Raw genomic sequence first — 21,025 nt, 5'->3', positions numbered from 1 at the left:
TGAAGCTTGGAATAGACGAGCTTTTTTATATTACAGTATAGGCAATTATCAGAAATCTCTAGTGGACTGTCAGATGGTTGTCCAACTAAATCCAGTACATTTTGGCGCATTTCATGGCATGGGTTTATGTTATGCAGCACAGGGAAAGTATAGTGAAGCTATCCAAGCTTTTCAACAAGCATTGAAAATTCAGCCTTATTCGTTAGTTAATCAAAAATTGATTCTCGAATGTACACTCAAACTCAGTTAAACATAAGAAAGAGAATTTAACAAAGCAAATTAAATTATAACGAAGATGCAAAGGGACGCTTATAATTTTTTTTGTGCGAACCTCTGCGCTTCTTGGCGTTAAAAAATTGGACAAAATGTAAAATTACAACTTAGAAATTACAGACTTTGAGGACTAGTAAAGTATGGCGAAAATAACTATCTAGTGAAAAAGCTTTGTAACCTTATTAAAGGAGCTTTATTTACGCCATACTGTACTAGTGGTGGTGATAGGGCGGTCTTCTGGTTATAGTAGTTAATATTTACCAACATTCAAAGATTTTCCAAGTAACTCAAAAGGTCTGCCATTTCTTGGACGCTGGGCTGAAATTTTGGCATGGGAGGTGTGTCACCACTAATCACTTGGTGAATCAACCCATATCGAGATTTACGCTTGGAGACGGCTTGTAAGCTGGGTCCTACTAGTCCATCTGCTGCTAACCCGTGACACCCAGCACAGTTAATTTGAAAGATGGCCTTTCCCTGTACTGGATTTCCTGTTAGTGATACAACACTCTTGATGTAGGGATCGGAGCCTTGAACTATGTGAACACCAAGAAGTGTCAAAGGGATTGCTATGAGTATGGCCAAAGCCGATAAAGCGATCCATTGAATTAACGTTTCAGGTTTGGTAAGCTGGTTATCCAAAAGGTTTGCTTTTACATTCTAGGTGTACAAGAAACTTTATCATTTCCTACACATAGCTTAAAAGTTCTTGATTGTGTCTGCAAGCACAAATAAAAATTTTTATCTAGATTTATATTCTAAAAATATTATATGGCAATGGATTGATGCCAGATTTGGTAAAATCAAAAACAGGAACTGAAATGTTGAATAATTGCAAAGAGGAGATTTACAGTGGTTGAACCCCTGCTATCAGGTATTGTACTCGGTCTGATTTTCGTTACCCTTAGCGGACTATTTTACGCTGCCTATAAGCAATATAAGCGTCCTAACGAGCTGGGAGGGTGATTAAGTCCTGAGTGCTGAGTGCTGAGTCCTCAGTGGTGGGGAATAGGAGAAAATTTGATCTGAATCAACATATTTCTCTCCTCACTACTCGACTTGCTCTCATGCCACGGTACTGTAGAAAGTTAATGCTGTGTTTCCATAAACTTTTTGGTGGCAGATTTCCCAATTAAGGATTTGTGGGGGTGTAAAATTTCTGGGTTTATGTTCTACTGCTATTTCTCCGTGAGGATCTAAAAGTTGATAATCAGCGATCGCTCTTAACACAGGTTCATATAGTCCACTGGCATAAGGTGGATCAAAATATATTCTGTCAAATCTTTGACCTGATAATTTTTTTAACTGTTGGAGGATATTTCCTCGCAATATTTGAAATTTTTGCTCGTTATGAGCTACTTGCTGCCAATTTTGTTGAATAATCGTACAAGCTCGACTAGATTGCTCAATTCCTGTTACTAAGCTGGCTCCTCTACATAAAGCTTCTGCGCCCATTGAACCACTACCGGCGCACAAATCCAACCAGCAACATTCATCAATTTTTCCTTGCCAAATATTAAAAACTGCCTCCCGTACTCGCGCACTGGTAGGTCTGGTTTCTTGTCCTGGCAAAGTTTTTAGCAGCCGATTCCCGTAAATTCTCAGACTCATTATTTATTGGTCATTAGTCAGTGGTCATTAGTCATTGTTTCTGAATTTAGACAAACAACAAAATTGTAAATTTTCATTAAGCCGGAATTTTTTCGCGGACTTGAGCCACAAAATTAGATAAAACTTGCAATCCTATATTAGAGGATTTTTCGGGGTGAAATTGGACTGCCATGAGGTTTTCATGAGCGATCGCAGCTGTGATAGTTTGACTACCATGAGTAACTGTTGCTGCTCTAACTTGTGGTTCAATCGGGTCAACATAGTAGGAATGAACAAAATAAACCCAAGGTTGGGAAGGTAAATGCTCCCACAAAATACTTTTAGACTGAGTAAGTTGCAGTTGATTCCAACCCATATGGGGAATAGCAATACCTGCTTCTGAGCGAAATCGGCGAACTTTTCCGCGCACAATTCCTAGTCCGGGTTGAGTACCTTCATCACTGGATTCAAACAGAATTTGCAGTCCTAGACAAATACCTAAGAAAGGTTTACCAGATGCGATTACATCTTTAATAGGTTGTTCTAAACCACGAGAGCGCAGGTGTTGCACCGCAGGATCAAATGCTCCCACTCCTGGCAAAACTATTGCATCTGCTTGTTCTAACTCCTTGGCAGAATAAGTTACTTTAGGAGTTGCCCCAGCTTTTTCTAAACCTTTGCAAACTGAGTGCAAATTTCCCATATCGTAATCTACGACTGCAATCACTGGCATTTACCTGCTCCTTGTAAATTTATTAGGGAGGGCATTTATTTATATTCTAATTCTAAATAATATTTATTATGCAGAAAAAAATACTATTAACTTCTTTTGACACTTGGCTGAGTGAACAACAGTCTAATTCTTCTGATGATTTGTTACTCGAACTAGCCAAAATGGCTTGTGTCTCCCATGATTTAAATTTTTTGCGACGACTACCTGTAGATGTTCAGGTTGCCAGTTCTCGCGTCATTGCCAAAATCAATGAACTCAAACCTGATTACGTTATCTGTTGTGGCATGGCAGCAAGTCGTAAACAATTAAGTATCGAAGTCTTGGCTCGTATCTTATCTTTACAGTCTACGGGTATCTCATCTCTAGATTGTGCAGAAAGTTTTTGGCAAACAACTTTGCAAACTACTGTTAATGTTGAACAATTAGTAGACGGAACAGAAGTTGAGATTAGCTACGACTGTGGTAAGTTCGTCTGTGAATCACTTTATTATTCAGTGTTGGACTATCTGAGTCAATCTCAACTCCCGATTCCTTGCATCTTTGTTCATGTGCCGATTTTGAATCAAGAAAATTTGCACAGCATGATTGCTAACTTTGTTTTAATTCTTAACAAACTGGCACTTGTATAAGGTTATCAGCGTCTCTTAAGAAAAATTTTATTCTGTATTATGTTGCCACTATTATTCGGTTTGACCCTCGCTCAAGCAACTCCTGCTACACCACCACTGGAAGAAGTGGTACAACCACAAGAAGTCCGTCCTTTGCCAGGACAGTTAGATAATGTGCCAGTATTTAATAGCAATAGTCCAGAATTGGTGTTAAAAGAAGGAATTTTACTTTCTACCTTTCCAGTAAATGGGAAAAAAGTACCAACGGCACATTTAAATTTTCCGTTTCGAGGACGGTTTGATATTTTTGCTCATCATGTTGCTAAAGCAGAACCACCAGAGAATTTACGTTCTCTTTACCTGGGAATAATGTTGCATAACCCTGGCTCTAAAGAGGTGAAAGTCAGTATATTGCAGGGAGCAAGTTATTTAAGTCAACCAGATGCACCTTTTATTCAGTTAGATTCTTTTATTCCCAATAATTCGGGTACAGTTTTTGCAGGTCCTGGTAGTCGGGTGATGTCTGATGTGTTGAGAGGAAGAAGACAAGCAATTTTTCCGGCTCAAATTGTCATTCCACCAGGGAAAACTCAGATGTTATTAAATCTACCAATTCCCGTGGCAGAATTGACACCACCAATCAATGGTCGATCTACATTTATGCGTTTGTGGAGTAATGGTACAGTTTACGCAGCTAGTTTAGCTATGTTTGCACCTATAAATGCTGATGGTAGTGAACGTGCGCCAAATTTGGCAGAGTGGCAAAATATATTAGATAACGGTGAATTATCTACACCTAGAGATAAAACCCCAACTGCCTTGGAAGAAACTGGCAAGCCGAGGATTTATGGTAGGGTAGCAGGTGTAGCGAGTGGTTCTAAATGGCGATCGCTCTTAGTAGATAATCCTACAGCTAAATATTTAACAATTCCCCAATCTGGCCAAGCTTTTTCCTATGCGTTAAGTACATTGCATGGTGGTACTTTTGGTACTGGTCAAATTCAAAGCGCACCTATGTCAGTTCGTTATCCTGATACAGCCTATCGCGCTCATGGTAATTATGGAATTGAATATAATCTCAAGTTGCCTCTACGCAACAATACTCAAACTCAACAAAAAGTAAGTATATCTCTGCAAACTCCACTGAAGGAAGATCAGTTAACAAAATCAGGACTACGCTTTTTTACGACTCCAGCGCGGCAAGTTTTCTTCCGGGGAACAGTGCGGGTACGTTATCAAGATGAACAAGGTAAGCGAAAAACTGAGTTTGTACATTTAGTCCAAACTAGAGGACAAGCAGGAGAACCGTTGGTTTCATTAAATATGAAAGCAGGTGATTCTTCTGTAGTAGAGGTAGACTTTCTTTATCCACCAGATGCTTCACCACCACAAGTTTTAACCGTTTCAACTCAAAAATAATTGATAATTTGTAACCTAAGCTAACAGTCTCCACAACCTGAAATAAACAAAAAAGCGATCGCATATGTAACTAATCTCGATGCGATCGCTCCTCAAGAGCTAGTGGTGGGTTTTTGATTAGCACCTCAAGAACTCTTGTCTGAACTTTCCCTCAACACAATTACGAATTCTCTCGTCTTCCAAAGCTTGTCTCTTTTTTTCTTTACTCACATTGGGGAAAAAAAATAAATTCTGACTCCTGATGTATCTTTTTCCCCGTTATCAATCACCAATCACTAGCTTCTATATAAAATTTCATTTCTCTGAACTGCACCTAATTTTGGTAATGACTGTGTAGCCGAGTGAGGAGTAAGTACAGTAGGAACACCAGCTGATACTTGCAATTGTTTTACCAGATGTTGCAAAAGTTTATCTTGTTCAGTACGGAAACTTGACACATTATTACCGCGATTGATGATAGCAAACCAGACTAAACCGCGATCGCGTGTAGGCACAACTCCGGCTAAAGCACTAACATCACTGAGAGTTCCAGTTTTCATCACAGTTGCAGCCGGCATATGTCTAGAGTGCATTGTTCCCCGGTGATCTAACCCAGACATAGGAAACAAATCACCTAAGGTCAGATGATGGGCAGAAGCTTCGTTTTGTAGCGCCATGAACATTGCACATACTGCTCTAGGCGAAATACGATTTTCTCGTCCCAGTCCAGAACCATTAATTAATTGAATTTCCGACTGGGGAACCCTAGCCAGGTTAGCAGCAGTAGCTTTGACTACATTTGCTCCGCCCACCGACTCGGCTAACATTTCTGCCATGTCATTATTACTGTAAATATTCATCTCCTTAATTAGTTCCTTTAAGGGTAAAGAAAGATGACGTACCAGTAAGGTTTGTTTAGGGTTAGGCTGCGGTGCTACTTTAACTGTACCAGCAATGACAATTTGGGGTTTGGGTGTTCCCTTGGGCATGATTGAGTATTGGTAAATCGCAGCACGATTCCACGTTTTATGATCTAGTGCTTGTTTGAGTAATTGACCAGCTAAGAGGGGATTGCGTTGAAAATTCATGGCGAAATTGCCAGTAATTACCAAATTGCCCTTTACCTGCTTGATGCCGATTTTGTTGAGAGCATTACCAAGAGCGATCGCTTCCTCACCAACAAACATCGGATCACCACTACCAGTAATCACCAAATCACCCTGAACAACCCCATTAACAATTGAGCCTGTAGTGCTAACCAAAGTTTCAAATTGATGGTCTGGACCCCAAGTTTTAAAAGCCGCTAATGAAGTTGCTACCTTGGTTAAAGATGCTGCGGGCAAAGGGATTGTACCTTGGTGATTAGCCATAAGCATAGGTCCAGACTGTAACCAAATTCCTTGGTGCTTGATCAGATTCTGGGTTACTACTTTGGAGGTAATCAGATCTTTGAGATATTCTTGTACAGTCATAGCTCCCGCTGGGTTGGGATCAGGGGCAATGACAAAGCCCGGACTACTTTGCCAAGCCAATGCATCTAAAGCATCTAAAGGCTTGATCTTGACCCCAGCCATATCGAGCCAAAGTGAAACCAAACCTGAACCTAATAATTCCAGCATATTTAATTCCTCTATCTTTGTTCAGATATCTGATATTGTTTTTTAGTGTGTGGGGCGATTTCTAGGTCGCGCTGAGTGCAAGGCACACGCGGAGCGCAGCTTGCTTCTCGTAGAGTACGCTATCGCGCCTTAAAAACCGCATTTTTTATCGTTTGTAATGCTTTCCATTAGGAAAACTCAATTATCGACAGCTTAACTATACAAGCTTTATTTACGCTAATCAGCATTGAGTCATAATAACTAGTGTTCTGCACATTTAGAAGTAGGATGTATCACATTGATTGGATAATTACTCCATCTAAAAATTAGAGTTAAATTAACAAAAAATTTCTAGGTTTATTACTTTGAAAATTCTTTGAGTGCAGTGACAAATCAAATCTAAAAATAATACTCTCCATCTGTTGGAGAATAATTTTTCTTGTAGACGATGACAATTATTTTTAGCTATATTTGAAAACAGCCTAAATTGGAAATTAAAAGGTATTGAGAAGAGTACAATTTGCTAACATAATAAATTGATAGCGTACAAATTAAAAATCTTACCCTAGTGCAGCACAGCAAAAATAACTATCCAGTTTAACAAGGTTCACTTGTTTTAAATCAAACAAGCTTTCTTCCCTTCTAACTCCTTGTAATAGAGCCTACTTCCTTTCTGGATGTGCAGCTTCCTCAGGAGAAGGAGTACACATTTCATTAATTACCCCAATCATTTGATATAAACGTCCCAAATCTCGCTGATTGAAGTATAAAACTAAACGGGGTAGCTCAGAAGTTTCATCTTGACCTTCTTGAGGTAATATCTGACTTTTTTCAATTTTGCCTTTGACAAGAATATCACTGAAATTATCATTCAGTTTTTCTACCTCAGTAGGTGATAAATCTTGTTTGAGACGAATTACCAACTGCTCACCTACATAACGGCTAGAGTGATAAACCTGGTAAAAATGAGTAATAGCATTGCAAGCAACTTCCAAATTATCTGTAATCGTGTACAGACTAGGATCATCTGGACTAACAAGACCTTTTGCCACCAATTGATGATTGATATATTCACTCCAAGAGCGCCAATAATCACCACCAGGAGGATCAATTAAAACTACTGGGACTGGTCCAAATTTACCTGTTTGGCTTAATGTTATACATTCAAAAGCTTCATCTTGAGTACCAAACCCACCAGGAAACAAGGCTACAGCATCACTTTCTTTGAGTAGAAACAGCTTGCGGGTAAAGAAATACTTGAAGTGAATCAGTTTAGGATCACCCTCAATAAAAGGGTTTGCCTGTTGTTCAAAAGGCAATTGAATATTTAAGCCAAAAGAATTGTCTCTTCCCGCTCCTTCCTGACCAGCTTGCATAATACCACCACCACCGCCTGTCATCACCATAAAGCCCAATTGAGAAACAGCACGGGCAAATTCCACTGCCATCTGGTATTCAGGTGTTTCTGGCGCTAAACGAGCAGAACCAAAGATAGTAACTTTGCGAACGTGTCGATAACCATAAAAGAGTTGGAAACCTCCTTCCATATCTGCTAAAGCAGCAGATAATATTTTCCAATCAAGACGATCAATTTCATCATCAGCCAGACGCACTATAGTAGCAAGTGCTTGCTGGATAAATTGCCGATGTTTTAAAGTCGGTAAACGATCTATTAATTCAACAATATCGGCTTGGAGAGATTCTAATATTTCAAACGATGCAGATGAATTCATGAGAACTGCCATAACAATGGCATTATATTTTATCTAAATTTTGTCTGTCATTTATCAATACATTGACGCTCTCCTGTGTAAATTCTTGAATAAGCAAATACAAAACAGGGATGTATCCTCTGGAAAAGATACATCCTTGGTAGCTGTCCAACATACCACTTTTGTGGAAAAAGTTTTTCAGAGATGCAAAGTTTGCGCCTCTTAACTTAAATAGTTGACAAATATTCACAAAAACATTGCTGAGTAACAAGTGCTAAGTAAAAAAGTAGAATTAATTGCACAGGGTCAAAGCCCTGGTGCGGCTAATAGTACTCAACACTCAGCACTTTTAAACTAAAACTAGAGTCAATGGACAACTCAAGAGAATTTTGTAACTTGTTGATGTTCAAAGATACTTTTCCAGGGTGGTAGCTAATGTGGTTTTAGGCACAGCACCTACAACCATATCCACTTTTTGTCCACCTTTAAAAATCATTAATGTGGGAATGCTGCGGATACCATACCGACCAGCAACTTGGGGATTTTCATCCGTGTTGACTTTCACTACTTTTAGTTGACCTTCGTACTGAGCGGCGATTTCCTCAACAACAGGAGCTACCATGCGGCAAGGTCCGCACCAAGGGGCCCAAAAGTCAACTAAAACGGGTACATCACTTTGGAGTACGTCTTGATCAAAATTATCATCCGTAACACTAGCGGCTGCTGACATTCCTAAAAACCTTTGACTATTATATTTCTGAGTTTCGTGAAAATTCTACCATAGCAAAAACATCTGCTTGGGAGTAAAGAATGTACATTTGCAAAGAAGCTAGATAAGGAACCGCCCGAACAGTAGTCCGGGCGGAGTGTGGTGTGAGGAGTGAACGGAAACATGCGTCTCCGCTATCTCTATTGTAGGCGACAGATGAGATTTTTCCCGTGATTGTTTAAGGTACTGGAAAAATTTCTTGGAGGCATCAGAAGCAGGAGGCAGGAGGAGAACCCACGACTCAGTACTCAGGACTCAGCACCCGGTACTCCCCAGTAGCTTTATTTACCCATGCCCAATTGTTGAGCTTTTTGGTAGACTTTGCCTTCAGTTAGCAGGGAAGGAGCAATGACAACTTCAACTTGTTGCATTTCTTGAATATTTTTGGCTCCTAATGTACCCATACTAGTTTTTAAGGCTCCTAAAAGATTATGAGTACCGTCATCTAGTCCAGCCGGACCTGTGAGTATTTGCTTGAGAGTGCCTGTCGTACCAACGCGAATGCGAGTACCACGAGGCAATACTGGGCTAGGAGTTGCCATACCCCAGTGATAACCCCGTCCAGGGGCTTCAGCCGCTCTAGCAAAGGGAGAACCAATCATGACACCATCAGCACCGCAAGCGATACACTTACAAATGTCTCCACCTGTAATTAAACCGCCGTCGGCAATGACTGGGATATACTTACCAGTTTCCCGATAATAATCATCTCGTGCTGCGGCACAATCTGCGATCGCTGTTGCTTGAGGTACACCCACACCCAACACCCCACGAGAAGTACAAGCAGCACCAGGCCCAATTCCTACCAATACCGCTGCGGCTCCGGCTTTCATCAAATCCAAAGTCACTTCATAGGTGACACAATTGCCTAGCGCCACAGGAATGGGCATAGAGCGGCAAAATTCTGCTAAATCAAGCGGTATGATGGACTCTGGTGACAAATGGTCTGTAGAAACGACTGTCGCTTGGATAAAAAATAAATCAGCCCCAGCTTTGGCCACCACCTCACCAAATTTACTAGCACCAGCTGGAGTAGCACTCACTGCCGCAATGCCACCTTGTTGTTTAATTTCCTGAATACGTTTTTCAATTAATTCCGGCTTTATTGGTTCGGCATAGAGTTCTTGCATGAGGGACACAAATTCATCTTTCCCCACAGACGCAATCCGATCTAGAATCGGTTCTGGGTCTGCATAGCGAGTTTGGACACCCTCTAAATTAATCACGCCCAAAGCCCCTAGCTGGGACAAACGCACAGCCATCTCTACATCGACAACACCATCCATTGCACTGGCAATAATAGGGATTTCTCGCTCAATATTGCCAATACGCCAGCTAGTATCTGCCAAACTCGGATCGAGTGTTCTGTTACCAGGGACTAGAGCAATTTCATCAATTCCGTATGCTCTACGAGCTATTTTTCCCCGCCCAAGTTGAATTTCCACGCTTTCACTTTTCTCAAATCTGTTTAAGCTAGGGTATCAAATTGTGGGGATGTTGGCAGGGATTTTTTTCTAGGAGACTGGGAATTTGGCATTGGGCATTGGGCATTGGTCAACAAATTCCCTCCCCTGCCCCCTGAAGAATTATTGTCTATTTTTTACCTTGTTCAGCACCTGTGTAACCAGTTGCTACCCACAAGATGGCTCTAACTCCATCACGGATAGATTTTTCAATAGGTTCCGGCGATGTTTCAGAGGGAACTGATATAGATTTGAACTCAATACCCCGACTCCCCAAAACAATCTCACCGATGACACAAGCACGACGCATATGAAAATCGGAAGTAATTAAATAAACGCTTTTAATGCCACGAGCTTGCAATTCATCTACCAACGTAGTAAAATTAGTAACTGTATCTACAGCTTCATAATCCAAGTGTAAACGCCGGGGATCAACGCCTGCTTTAGCAAATACTTGTTTTGTATATCTAGGTGGACTACCTCCAGTAATCCATATTGGTATATTTGGGTGATCCTTTGCAAAATCCGCTGTAAATTTCTCCCTTTCTAAACGTCTAGTAGAACCGCCCAAAACTAACATGGCTTGTGGATGTACAATCCGGTTTTGTACTTCCTTGTATCCCCACCACACCACAATTGGCAAGATAAAAGATATAAGCCGTAAAGACTGACCCGTAAACAGTAGCTTATTCAAGACTCTCTAGGTGTGTCTGCAAAGACCAGAATTTTTTCTAAAAATTATGTAGGATAAAAGACTTAGGTAAAATTTACCCAAATCAGGGTTTGGAGTATTTTTATGTTGAGAAGGATTGAATCACGATATAGTCCTGATTACTCTCTTCGATGAATTATCCTAACCTAGATCGGACAACTCATCATAGGGGTTAAAACCCATTTATTTATTAAATTGTTTTTAGACAATGAGATTAAACAGGATCATTTTTGTCACCTTCTGTGATGTAACCGCTAATAATTTATGAAGTAGTTAATATTATTGTTTTCATATTCTTTGAATCTTTTATTTACCAGTATAAATTACTACTTGTAAAAAGTAGCAATTGAACTATCCAATAAATGACATATTCATTACCTAATTTATATGATCCGGAAGCATTCTCTGTCCTGCTAAATTTACGTATTTAGCAAAACTTCACAAGAATGCCAGCGAAAAAATAAGCATTTTTTCAGTAGTTATGGTTCTAACTATTATGTATACGGGACTGGTGCGACTTGAACGCACGACCTGACGCTTAGGAGGCGTCCGCTCTATCCAACTGAGCTACAACCCCAACTGTGAAGCATTTACAATTATAGCAGTAGTTTTACAAAGATTGCCAAATATTCTCCCAACCGTCTCCACCTATTTCTAAACCACAAAGATGACTTTGTGCCTTGAGAATAATTTTAGATTTGCCGCCAGTGAGTTCACGCAATTCTAAATCTAATTTTCCTTGCATGGTGTCTCGACAACAAAATGTTAAACCATCTGTTGTGGGTGCGCGTAGGGGTGTACCTGGTAAATCAGTAATTCCTGTCAATTCAACCTCAAAGTTAGAATTTTTGGCTCGCATTTGCCATTTTCCCCAAGGCTGAATTTCCCAGTTTACTTGTGAGTTCCAGGGAACGAATTCATAAAACTTGCCTTGGTAGTGTATACCAATCATGGCAACAGATTCCATCCACCACAAGACACCACGTTTTCCACCACCGGCTGTTAATGCCAAATCAGGCTCGTTGTCAAAATAATTACAATTGAGCCAAAACCATTTTTGTGGAAAAGCACCACCCCAATTTTTCTCACTGTAAGCTGGCGCGTTGGTAAATTCGTAAATTTTGCCATTCCAGTCTATCAAACCAGTGGCTAAACCATGAGCCATTAAAATTTGCCATCCTGGTTCAAATATCTGCGAAAATGATAGCCAACCGGCGGTTGATTGCTGAATGCTATTTTGATTACCCCAAGCATAAATGGGTTTAATTTCATATTGCCATCGGCAATAATTACCTGTGGCAGGATCGGTAATTATGCCTTGGTTTAAGGTAGCGGTGGCTTGATAGCCTTCTTGGACATGATGCTCAAATTCTGTGGGGAGGAGATATAAGGGAGAAACCTGAACATTTGTTTTTCCCCAATGTCCTAAAGCTAAGACATCCCGACTAGCCCAAAATTTGTTGACATCAGGAAAGGTACGACAGAGGTATTCATCATTTATGCCCAGGATTTGGGCTGCACCGCCACTGTAAGGCTTCCCACCAGTTGGATCTTCGATGGAGTACATGAAGGCGAATGTTTGCCGAATTTCGGGCAATGTGACGCGATAATACCAGCCTTCAAAGAAGCGGCGGTTTGTACCGTCCCAATGGTAGCCGCTGTGTGGTGTCTGAGTTGAGTTGAGGAAGTTTTTGGGAATACTTAGCATAGATGCTTTTATTGTGCCTATTTTTCAGGATATGCGATCGCAATAATCTTCAGGAAGATTCCAGAATTGTTGCGATAGATTAATGAATTTCAAGTTTAGTAAATATACTCCACAGATAAAAAAACTCATGATAGATTAAGAGCAGGGTACAGAAAGGTTAAAAGTTTAAACCAACCCGGCTGACTTAGAGCCTGTGCCTTCTGCTCTAATGTCCTCGCAATCTCTGTTTAGGTTGTTGCTTCCTGTGAATGTGTTTTCGCCTTAATCTCATCAAGTTGTTATTGGAGGTCTTTGAACGCACAACCAGAAATGCCTGCCTAGTTGGAATAAAGGATGCACAATTCTGATTAGTAGATTGCGAATGTTGTCCACCTTAGTTGATGTAGTTAATTCGGATTTTCCCATTTTATTGAATTATCTTCCTACAAAGAAACCGCTGTAAGTTGCTGACTTTTATCTGTCGTGACTAGCAGTGGTTTCTGTTTTGAGTGGGTAAGAGTAAGCCACAAAATAAATGATCCTGTTTTGTCATGCTGAGTGTAGCGAAAGGTTCGCGTTAACGTGCCGGATTGCTATAGCATCTCAAGAGATTCTTTCCTTCAGAACGCTACGCGAACACTACACTTCGTTTCGTAATGCCTCCGGCACGCTGCGCGAACAGAATGACATTGGGCATTTCTTTTTGTGGAGTTCTCTATTACCGGAGATGTTGGTGATTATGGGTGCAGCGTTGTTAACTTGTAAATGCGGTGTCGGTGAGGGTGGTGGTGTATTCGCTGTTGTCGTTGGGGGTGGGGTCTATGAACCAGCCGATTCCGTTGGCTTGGCATCATGGTGGATGAGGATTGTGCCACTGTTGGGGCGACCTTGGGGGTCGTAGGCGGTGATTTGAGCTTCGGCTAGTTGTCCTGTGGGGAGGTCGGTGATTTGCAGGGTTAGGTTGAAGGGGTTGGTGGGGTCGAAGAGGGTAGACCAGAGGGTTTTAGCGGTAGAGTTGATGGTATTGGTTGATGTTGAGGATGAGGTATGGAAAGAAAAGTCATAGAGGTTGAAGAGTTGCTGCGCCGATATGCTGCTGGGGAACGAGATTTCCCTTGGATTGAGTTGCATGTCTCTTATGTAGGACAAGACCCCGTTTGGGCTATGGGGGCTGGTAGTCTTTTGAACGGAGCTAATTTGAGTGGGATTAATTTGAGTAATGCTGACCTCAGATACGCTGGCGAGATGAATGGTATCAACTTGAGTGATGCCAATTTGAGTGGTGCTTACCTGAGCGAGCAGTTCATGAGAGATGCTAATTTGAGTAGGGCTAATCTCAGTAATGCCCATGTAAACAGGGTTTCTTTGGATAGAGCCAACCTGAGCGGTGCTAATCTGAGTGGTGCCAATTTGTCCTTCTCCCAACTTGGTGGTGCCAACCTGAGTGGTGTTAACTTGATATCTGCCGATTTGGGTAGATGTGGTTTGAGTGGGGATTTGAGAGGTGTTGATTTGAGTGGTGCCGATTTGCACGCTACCGATTTGATGAGTATTGACTTGACTGGAGCTAACTTGAGCAACGCTATTTTGGAGCGTACCTACATCAAAGATGCTAACTTGACTGGGGTTAATTTGGAAGGTGCCAAGCTGGAGGGAGTTACTTTCATTAATACCATCATGCCAGATGGTACTATTCGGAATGAAACCCCAAGAAGATAGCGTAGTGGAATCGCAATTCCTTGTAGGTTGGGTTGAGGAACGTTCACGAAGTGTGCCGGAGGCATAACCCAACATTAATCAACTATAATTAACCATAAAAATATTTCCACATCATCAATATCCAAGGCTATTTGATTCTCAACAACCGCATCAGAATCAATTCTAAGCCTAATAGCAAAAGTCGTCTAAAGACGACTAAAATAAATTCTTAGAGCGATGGCCGATGCGAGCATAGCGATCGCACTCAAAAAAATAAATGCAGCAAGGCAAACGGGTAATGGGCAGTACCAGACTCGAACTGATGACATCCTGCTTGTAAGGCAGGCGCTCTACCAACTGAGCTAACCGCCCGTTTTTGTCACTTATTTAATATAGCACAGGGTTTGAAAATTTTGCAAGTATTTTGAAATTTTTTTTGTCTATGCACTATACTGACTCAGTACGGGCTAAATGCCGAGCTAACCGCACTCTATCTTAAAAAATGCCCTCTGGTCAGACGCACGATCGCATTACTATCTGGTCTTTGCCATTTGTGGCTGGTGTGACTTTGGTTTCGACTCGCAGCAGTAATGTGACTTTGTTGGTGGCGGGTGGGTTTATGTTTGGGGGGTTGATGTTTGGCCCCGACTTAGATATTTATTCGCGTCAGTTTCAGCGCTGGGGTTTTCTGCGTTGGATTTGGCTACCTTATCAAAAAAGTCTGCGTCATCGGTCTTTTTTATCACATGGGCCGATTATTGGCACGACTTTGCGGGTGGTGTATCTGACGAGTTTTTTAGCTGTTGTCGGAATTTTGGTGTTGGTAGTTTTCGATAAATTAGCTAATGTGGCGTTGAATTGGGGGGATCTTTGGAGGGGTGTGGGGCGATCGCTCTTTCTCTATTATGGGGAATTTTTTGCTCTGTTTGTGGGGTTTGAGTTGGGGGCTATGAGTCATTCTCTGAGCGATTGGAGTAATTCGGCTTATAAGCGGTTTCAAAAGCAGGGGATGCAAGGGTTACTTCCTAATGGCAAAATGAAGAAGCGTAAACCGACGCGGGGTGTAAAGGCGGTTAAAAAACGCAGAGGTACGCAGAGGTAAACGCAGAGGTACGTGGAGGTTTTATGGAAGGTAATCAGGTTTTGGTGGCTTTGCAGGAGTTGATTGATGTGGTGGCGAAGTTGCGATCGCCTGGAGGTTGTCCTTGGGATTTGGCACAAACGCCCCAAAGCCTTACTCCCTATGTGATTGAAGAGGCTTATGAAGTGGTTGATGCGATTCAAACTGGGGATAAAAAAGCGATCGCAGAAGAGTTAGGTGATTTATTATTACAGGTGGTATTACAAGCTCAAATTGCTAGTGAAGTCGGTGATTTTTCTCTACAAGAAGTCGCTGAGGGTATTTCTCAAAAGTTAATTCGTCGTCATCCTCATGTTTTTGGTGATGTGACGGTACAAAATATTGATGAGGTGCGTCAAAATTGGGAAACTATCAAAGCAGCAGAAAAGGGAGAAACACCAGCAGCGCAAAAACTGAGTGATAAACTTAGTCGTTATCGGCGTAGTCTTCCCCCATTAAATGCAGCGATGAAGATATCTGAAAAAGCTGCTGATGTGGGCTTTGAATGGAATAATGTTGATGAAGTTTGGGGAAAGTTTCACGAAGAGTTAGGAGAATTTCAACAGGCTTTAGCTGAAGAAACCAAAGAAAGACAAGAATCAGAATTGGGTGATTTACTATTTGCAATAATTCAAGTTGCTAGATGGCATAATCTTGATCCTAGTGCAGGTTTGCAAGGTACAAGTCAGCGATTTATCCAGCGTTTGCAAAAAATGGAGGACGTTATTGATCGTCCTCTGACAGATTATAGTTTGGAAGAGTTAGATGCACTTTGGCAACAGGCAAAGGCTAAACTTGCTCAGGGGTAATTACTTTGGCGTAGCCTGCCGGATGCATTATTACAAATTACTTTAAGATTTGTTTGTATCAAACCACTTTTCATACAAGGCTTGATAAGTGCCATCTTCTCGCAAATTGAGTAAAGCTCTGTTGATTATTTTCCTATAGGGACTTTCGTTAGGTAGAACTATACCGTAGTTTTCTTCCCGGAAAATACTACCAACAACTTCTACCTTACCTTTGCCTTCATTGGCTGCATAAAATAGGAGTACGGGAGCATCAAATACAATAGCAGCTACTTTTTTGGTTAATAGCGCATCATAAGCTTGTTCAATTTTAGGGAATTCTGAAACGGAAATTTTTTTTTCTCGCAGGTATGCTGCTGCCGTACTGCCAGAGGTTGTTGCTACTACTTTACCTGGGAGATCATCTATACTTCTAATATCACCTTGAAGTTGCTGTACTGTTAGCTCTGTCGTGGCACTAGCTGTAAAATAAGCAACGAAAATAATAGCGATAAACATCCAGATAATAGCTAAAATTCTGCCGATAGCGCCTTTGGGCATTTCGTCAACTTGCGCCCCTAATGTGGCAGCTGCCCACCAACAAGCTTTGAAAATACCAGGAAAGTATGATTTGGGAATTATCCCATCTGGGTGACGGCGTTCAGATAACCAAATTATATGGGCTGCAACTATCACTAGTATCAAGGCTACGCCAATTACTTGCAACAAGCCCGCTGAGAAAAATAAGTGCCAAATATTGGCGAAGGAATTACCGCTTGTTACTTGCTTGGGTACTAAAATCTGAAGTCCTGCGGCAAGCATGGGTAAGGAAAAATCAAAATTCTCCTGACGTTGGGCTGTAATGGAAATGGCGGAAATTCCTAAGTCGGCTTTACTATCTTTAACGGCAGTTAGTAAGTCTGCTACAGTTGGATATTCAACAAATTTAGATTCTACATTCATCTGCTTGGCGATGCTGTCCCAAAGATCAATACTAAATCCTGATAACTTACCTTGATTAGAAAATACAAAGGGTGGTATTTCTCTTGTAGCTACTAATAAAGGTTGTTTCGATTCTGGGTTTTGGGCAAGTCCGGGAGCAGATATCAGTAATAATACTAACATTCCGCCTATTAATCCTAGGGAGATATAATGCTTTCTGGCAAGGTAGGTAATGATTTGGCGAAATCGAATAGAAAGGGCTTGTACCATAGAAATTTGCTTTGAGTCAAACAAAATAAAACATAGTATTTATTTATCATGCTTACCCAAGCGCAAATATTATATTTTTGATACACAGTTTGTTACCAAGGATTACCAATAACTGTAAAAGCAGACCAATAATAAGGGTGAGAAAAAGTTTCATCTCCCAATTCTGCTAACTCTGGTGGGAGTTGTAAATCCTGACTAGATCCTTGTAACTTACCCATTTGCAAACTCACTTTCCCTGTTAGCATGGCAACTTGTGCTTGTCGGAGTGCTTCTGCTTTTAGTGGTGTCTTCTGTAAATGTTGATAAAATTCAGTCATTAAGGCTAAAGTTCCCATATCGCTAACATTCCAAAGACTTGCTAACACTGATCTCACTCCTGACTTAACTGTTAACCCCGCAAAACCTAATTCTGCTTCTTGATCTCCCAATGCAGTTCTACAAGCACTCAAAACTAATAAATCTACTGGTGGTTGACCCAATTTCAATTTTTCAATCTCATCTATTCCTATTCTTTCATTACCCCAGAACTGAATATAAGATTGATTAGGTTTTCCTGGTTTAAACTCTGCATGGGTAGCTAAATGAATAATTCCAAAAGGCTGTTTTTTTCTCTGTTCTTGTAAATTCTTGATTGTGAATTGTTGATTTATAAATCTTTTGCCTAACCACAATTTTTCGGTGATTTTCTCCAATTCTACTGGTACGGCTGGTAAAGATTCAAGTTGAGAAAATTCGGACGCACCCATAGCCAAAACTTGTGCATTTTTAATTTTATTGTAGTCAGTATTTATCAGGTTAAAAGCAGGAATCCGAGCAATACTAAACTTTTCTACTAAAAAACTTTCTCCGTCATGTAATGCTGCTAAGGGTAGAGTCCGTAAACCAGCACCTAAACAGAAAAGTAATGTATCTATTTTTTCGGCTTTGAGAGTAGTTTCTAATGGTTTTACCATCCATTCATATAGTTGTTGTGCTGGCTTTAAATATGATTTAGTCCTACGTCTACTGGGACTGGTGATTTCTACTTTTAGTTTTTTTACAAGATTAATCAAAGTCTTTTTATCAGCATCTTTGATACTATAAACTACTGGCTTTTTACTGGGAGTAATTATTACTAGTTGCAGTTGTTTATCTCGCGGCCATATCCAGATTACCGCAGGGTTTGTGGCAGTTTGCTGAGATAGATTAGAAAGAGTTTTTGCTATGTCTTCAGCCCTGAGTGAAAAATCGCCGAGATTTTGGTTAAAATACTCTTCATAATCTCTTTCCCAATGTTTTTCAACTTCATTGACTGCCGTGGTAAAGTCTTTGGTTTTGAGAAATCTATCCCAGTCTTGTTCTTTAACAGCGATCGCAGGTTGATGTTGGAGAATTAGGCTCAAGGTAATTGTACTTAAAAATACTACTATTAGTAATAGAGGAAAGATAATCCATTTTTTTAATCTAGTTGGAAACATTACTTGACTCCAAAGGTTTTAGCTATTTGTTTTTTATGTTTACTCGCTGCCAGGAAGAAGAATATAAATGAACCGCGAAGGGCGCGAAGAGAAGAAAGGAGAAGAAAGAAGGGAGTATTAAGAAAAATCCCTACAGTAGTTGCAGGGAATATAAAAAAACACAGCTTGGATGAATCAAAAATGCTTTGACAGCAAATTAGTTGCTGCTGAAAAGCACAATCAACACTACTCCTAGGATAATAGATCCGCCACTAAGTATAAATGACCAGAAGCGATGATAACTGTTGACAATTGTGCCGTTTTCGCCTTCTAGTTGGATTAAATCCATCCAAGGCATAACTCCCCGACGGAACCAACCAATAGTTCCGACTTGTTGACCAATCAAGGTTTCTACCCGCTTCATTCCAAAGAGAAAGTTACCAATGGGGCCAAAACGTGAGGCGTAATGTAAATAAAGCATTCCGCTGGGGTCTTGGAGTTTCAAGTCAGAACCAAATTTATAACCAGAGTCACCACGACCGATTAATTCCCCTTGTAATTTGGCAGGTTGTCCACGCAAAGGACTTGCATAGGGGTCTGACATTAAGGTGAGAATATCTGTTGTTGGTGCTTTCATGTAGTCGGGGAACATGACAAAGGCTTTGATTAATATGCCGATTCCTAAACCAATAAATGGCGCACCTAGCATTAAACCTGGGTTGGAGGTGGTTGAAGCTGACCAAAGTAACACGCCGATAAATAAGCCAAGAAATAAACCGATCGCTTCTGCACCATATAAGACAACATCTAAGAAGAAGTTGCCATAAAGCTTTTTCTTATTCAGGGTTTTACCTTCACCCATGACTTTTCCCATGTCAAACTCTGTGGGTAAACCCAGTTGTTCTGCATAGGTGCTAAGGGCGCGGACTCGTTTACCTGTGAGGGGATGAGTTGAGTTTAATTCCATCCACCAACCCCAAGGGTTAAACATATCCCATAAAAAGACACGACCAATTTTTTGCGGGTCGGAGGAGATGCGGTAAGCTGTACCGGTTGTGGTTGCGGCTTTGTGGTCATAGATGCCTAAAGCACGAGTTCCTTCAATTAAACGGCTGGGTTCTTGGGCGCGTGAACCTTCTTCTACGATGCCATAGGCAATTTTGACTAAGGCGCGGGAGAGTCCGTTGGGGTTCCCTGTGGTTTCGGCTGCAAAGTGGTCTGCAAAATATTCTCTGGTGCGAGAAAGATATAACAGCAGGTAAGTACCGATAACATAAAAGATGTAAGCAACGAAACCAGCAGTTTCTAAAGCATCTTTGATTTTGTTGTCGCCACCACCACGGGTAAATCTGCGGGCGGTGCTGTAAACTAGGTAGCAAATCTGGACTAAGGTGGAAGCTACGGTCATGACGGCAAAGTCCCAGTGGACTATATGCCCTAGTTCGTGGGCGTAGACGGTAGCAACTTCATCATCGTCTAAGTAGGTGAAAAGTCCTTGGCTGACGACTAACCGGGCGCTGTTAGGTAAGGAACCGTAGGTAAAAGCGGTGGGGTTTTGGTCGTCGATGATTCCCAGTCGGGGGGTGGTGATGTTTTTTTGCTGACAGACTTGGCGAATAATTTTTCCTGTTTCTGGGCTGAGGTTTTCGATTTCTGCTAAGTTTACCCAACGAGTCTTGTAAAGCCAGTTTTGGCTTAAGTCCATGAGGAAGGGAGAAAAGAAAAAGGCAGCTAGATTGAATATTAAGGTAATAGCGATCGCGATCGCTAGTCCAGTTACAGGATCACTACTGCTGGCAATCAATACTAGGCTTAAACCTAAAACAAACACCATCCCAAATAACAAGGCTATGGTGACACCAGATGCTAGGGCTAAACTCCCACCTACTCCTCCCATTGCCAAGTTCACTCCCACGGCTGCTGCACGTCCCGCTTTTTGGAAACTAGGCTGAGTGACTGAGGAGAAAAATGGTCGGTCTTGTTCTGCCCATTCTCGTACCTGTGGGTTATCACTGTTGATTAACTTTTGCCACAGAATTGTCGCTTGTTCTGTATCACCTGTTTTTTGATAAGCTTTCATCAGCCACATTTGGGCTGTCAGATAATCTGGAGAGTTGAGTTCTAGGGAGTTTTGGGAAAATTCCTCTAGAAGATAAACTGCTTCTTGATATTGCCCTTGTTGAAAGGCATCTAACCCTGATTGCAATGACATTTTATGATATCCCTGATAG

Annotated in this window: 19 protein-coding genes, 2 tRNA genes and 1 pseudogene (1 of these 22 only partly in view); 8 read left to right on the top strand and 14 right to left on the bottom strand. The window is 41.1% G+C overall.

Annotated elements, in window-relative coordinates; all coding sequences use genetic code 11:
• On the top strand, positions 1 to 250 hold the 3' portion of the coding sequence (locus ACSQ6I_RS02180; RefSeq protein ID WP_438888639.1) for a tetratricopeptide repeat protein. Its footprint begins 221 nt before the window's first position; the window shows 250 of its 471 coding nt (coding positions 222-471); its start codon lies off the left edge, out of view; the stop codon is at positions 248 to 250.
• 290 nt (positions 251 to 540) lie between these two features.
• Here ACSQ6I_RS02180 and ACSQ6I_RS02175 read toward each other — a convergent pair whose 3' ends face one another.
• Positions 541 to 915 carry a c-type cytochrome gene (locus ACSQ6I_RS02175; RefSeq protein WP_438888638.1) on the bottom strand — a complete coding sequence of 125 codons (375 nt, stop codon included), beginning with the start codon at positions 913 to 915 and terminating at the stop codon, positions 541 to 543.
• A 210-nt stretch (positions 916 to 1,125) separates the two neighbouring features.
• Here ACSQ6I_RS02175 and petG point away from each other — a divergent pair, with 210 nt between their 5' ends.
• Complete coding sequence (gene petG / locus ACSQ6I_RS02170) at positions 1,126 to 1,239, top strand: cytochrome b6-f complex subunit V (protein ID WP_015217268.1); 114 nt, start codon at positions 1,126 to 1,128, stop codon at positions 1,237 to 1,239.
• Positions 1,240 to 1,338: 99 nt separating this feature from the next.
• On the opposite strand, the gene rsmD is transcribed toward petG, so the two are convergent.
• Together rsmD and hisH are read right to left on the bottom strand one after the other, a co-directional pair.
• Positions 1,339 to 1,884 (bottom strand): 16S rRNA (guanine(966)-N(2))-methyltransferase RsmD, encoded by a 546-nt coding sequence (gene rsmD / locus ACSQ6I_RS02165; protein WP_438888637.1) that lies wholly within the window; start codon positions 1,882 to 1,884, stop codon positions 1,339 to 1,341.
• A gap of 76 nt (positions 1,885 to 1,960) precedes the next feature.
• Positions 1,961 to 2,596, bottom strand: a complete 636-nt coding sequence (gene hisH / locus ACSQ6I_RS02160) for an imidazole glycerol phosphate synthase subunit HisH (protein ID WP_438888636.1) — start codon at positions 2,594 to 2,596, stop codon at positions 1,961 to 1,963.
• 68 nt (positions 2,597 to 2,664) lie between these two features.
• Here hisH and ACSQ6I_RS02155 point away from each other — a divergent pair, with 68 nt between their 5' ends.
• Positions 2,665 to 3,225, top strand: a complete 561-nt coding sequence (locus ACSQ6I_RS02155) for a pyroglutamyl-peptidase I family protein (protein WP_438888635.1) — start codon at positions 2,665 to 2,667, stop codon at positions 3,223 to 3,225.
• 39 nt (positions 3,226 to 3,264) lie between these two features.
• Positions 3,265 to 4,623 carry a DUF3370 domain-containing protein gene (locus tag ACSQ6I_RS02150; protein ID WP_438888634.1) on the top strand — a complete coding sequence of 453 codons (1,359 nt, stop codon included), beginning with the start codon at positions 3,265 to 3,267 and terminating at the stop codon, positions 4,621 to 4,623.
• Positions 4,624 to 4,898: 275 nt separating this feature from the next.
• On the opposite strand, the gene ACSQ6I_RS02145 is transcribed toward ACSQ6I_RS02150, so the two are convergent.
• From ACSQ6I_RS02145 to ACSQ6I_RS02115, 7 genes and pseudogenes are all read right to left on the bottom strand, one after another.
• Entirely contained in the window at positions 4,899 to 6,221 is a 1,323-nt protein-coding gene (locus tag ACSQ6I_RS02145; protein WP_438888633.1) for a D-alanyl-D-alanine carboxypeptidase, read from the bottom strand.
• Positions 6,222 to 6,862: 641 nt separating this feature from the next.
• Complete coding sequence (locus ACSQ6I_RS02140) at positions 6,863 to 7,933, bottom strand: LOG family protein (RefSeq protein ID WP_438888632.1); 1,071 nt, start codon at positions 7,931 to 7,933, stop codon at positions 6,863 to 6,865.
• Between the two features lie 385 nt (positions 7,934 to 8,318).
• A pseudogene (gene trxA, locus ACSQ6I_RS02135) lies at positions 8,319 to 8,663 on the bottom strand (thioredoxin); the annotation flags it as partial.
• A gap of 299 nt (positions 8,664 to 8,962) precedes the next feature.
• The gene (locus tag ACSQ6I_RS02130) at positions 8,963 to 10,126 is read right to left on the bottom strand and encodes a GuaB3 family IMP dehydrogenase-related protein (RefSeq protein ID WP_438888631.1); all 1,164 of its coding nucleotides are present in this window, start codon (positions 10,124 to 10,126) and stop codon (positions 8,963 to 8,965) included.
• Positions 10,127 to 10,274: 148 nt separating this feature from the next.
• Complete coding sequence (locus ACSQ6I_RS02125) at positions 10,275 to 10,838, bottom strand: YdcF family protein (RefSeq protein ID WP_438888629.1); 564 nt, start codon at positions 10,836 to 10,838, stop codon at positions 10,275 to 10,277.
• A 521-nt stretch (positions 10,839 to 11,359) separates the two neighbouring features.
• Positions 11,360 to 11,433: transfer RNA gene (locus ACSQ6I_RS02120), tRNA-Arg, on the bottom strand.
• A gap of 33 nt (positions 11,434 to 11,466) precedes the next feature.
• Complete coding sequence (locus ACSQ6I_RS02115; protein ID WP_438888628.1) at positions 11,467 to 12,564, bottom strand: tocopherol cyclase family protein; 1,098 nt, start codon at positions 12,562 to 12,564, stop codon at positions 11,467 to 11,469.
• Between the two features lie 682 nt (positions 12,565 to 13,246).
• Between ACSQ6I_RS02115 and ACSQ6I_RS02110 the strand changes: the two genes are divergently transcribed.
• Together ACSQ6I_RS02110 and ACSQ6I_RS02105 are read left to right on the top strand one after the other, a co-directional pair.
• Positions 13,247 to 13,444, top strand: coding sequence for a hypothetical protein (locus ACSQ6I_RS02110; RefSeq protein WP_438888627.1), 198 nt, complete (start codon positions 13,247 to 13,249; stop codon positions 13,442 to 13,444).
• Between the two features lie 146 nt (positions 13,445 to 13,590).
• The gene (locus tag ACSQ6I_RS02105) at positions 13,591 to 14,262 is read left to right on the top strand and encodes a pentapeptide repeat-containing protein (protein ID WP_438888626.1); all 672 of its coding nucleotides are present in this window, start codon (positions 13,591 to 13,593) and stop codon (positions 14,260 to 14,262) included.
• Between the two features lie 278 nt (positions 14,263 to 14,540).
• Here ACSQ6I_RS02105 and ACSQ6I_RS02100 read toward each other — a convergent pair.
• Positions 14,541 to 14,613, bottom strand: a tRNA-Val gene (locus ACSQ6I_RS02100).
• A 130-nt stretch (positions 14,614 to 14,743) separates the two neighbouring features.
• Here ACSQ6I_RS02100 and ACSQ6I_RS02095 point away from each other — a divergent pair.
• Together ACSQ6I_RS02095 and mazG are read left to right on the top strand one after the other, a co-directional pair.
• Complete coding sequence (locus ACSQ6I_RS02095; RefSeq protein WP_438888625.1) at positions 14,744 to 15,343, top strand: metal-binding protein; 600 nt, start codon at positions 14,744 to 14,746, stop codon at positions 15,341 to 15,343.
• A gap of 23 nt (positions 15,344 to 15,366) precedes the next feature.
• Positions 15,367 to 16,170, top strand: coding sequence for a nucleoside triphosphate pyrophosphohydrolase (gene mazG, locus ACSQ6I_RS02090; protein WP_438888624.1), 804 nt, complete (start codon positions 15,367 to 15,369; stop codon positions 16,168 to 16,170).
• A 42-nt stretch (positions 16,171 to 16,212) separates the two neighbouring features.
• Here mazG and ACSQ6I_RS02085 read toward each other — a convergent pair whose 3' ends face one another.
• The 3 genes from ACSQ6I_RS02085 to ACSQ6I_RS02075 form a co-directional block, all read right to left on the bottom strand.
• Complete coding sequence (locus ACSQ6I_RS02085; RefSeq protein ID WP_438888623.1) at positions 16,213 to 17,358, bottom strand: transporter substrate-binding domain-containing protein; 1,146 nt, start codon at positions 17,356 to 17,358, stop codon at positions 16,213 to 16,215.
• A gap of 92 nt (positions 17,359 to 17,450) precedes the next feature.
• Positions 17,451 to 18,815 carry a CHAT domain-containing protein gene (locus ACSQ6I_RS02080; RefSeq protein WP_438888622.1) on the bottom strand — a complete coding sequence of 455 codons (1,365 nt, stop codon included), beginning with the start codon at positions 18,813 to 18,815 and terminating at the stop codon, positions 17,451 to 17,453.
• 196 nt (positions 18,816 to 19,011) lie between these two features.
• Entirely contained in the window at positions 19,012 to 21,006 is a 1,995-nt protein-coding gene (locus tag ACSQ6I_RS02075; RefSeq protein WP_438888620.1) for a M48 family metalloprotease, read from the bottom strand.
• Between the last annotated feature and the right edge of the window lie 19 nt (positions 21,007 to 21,025).

This window comes from Anabaena sp. WFMT, assembly GCF_051781005.1.
GTDB lineage: Bacteria > Cyanobacteriota > Cyanobacteriia > Cyanobacteriales > Nostocaceae > Anabaena.
Note: the sequence above shows the minus strand (reverse complement) of the source record. Positions and strands in the feature narration are given on the sequence as shown.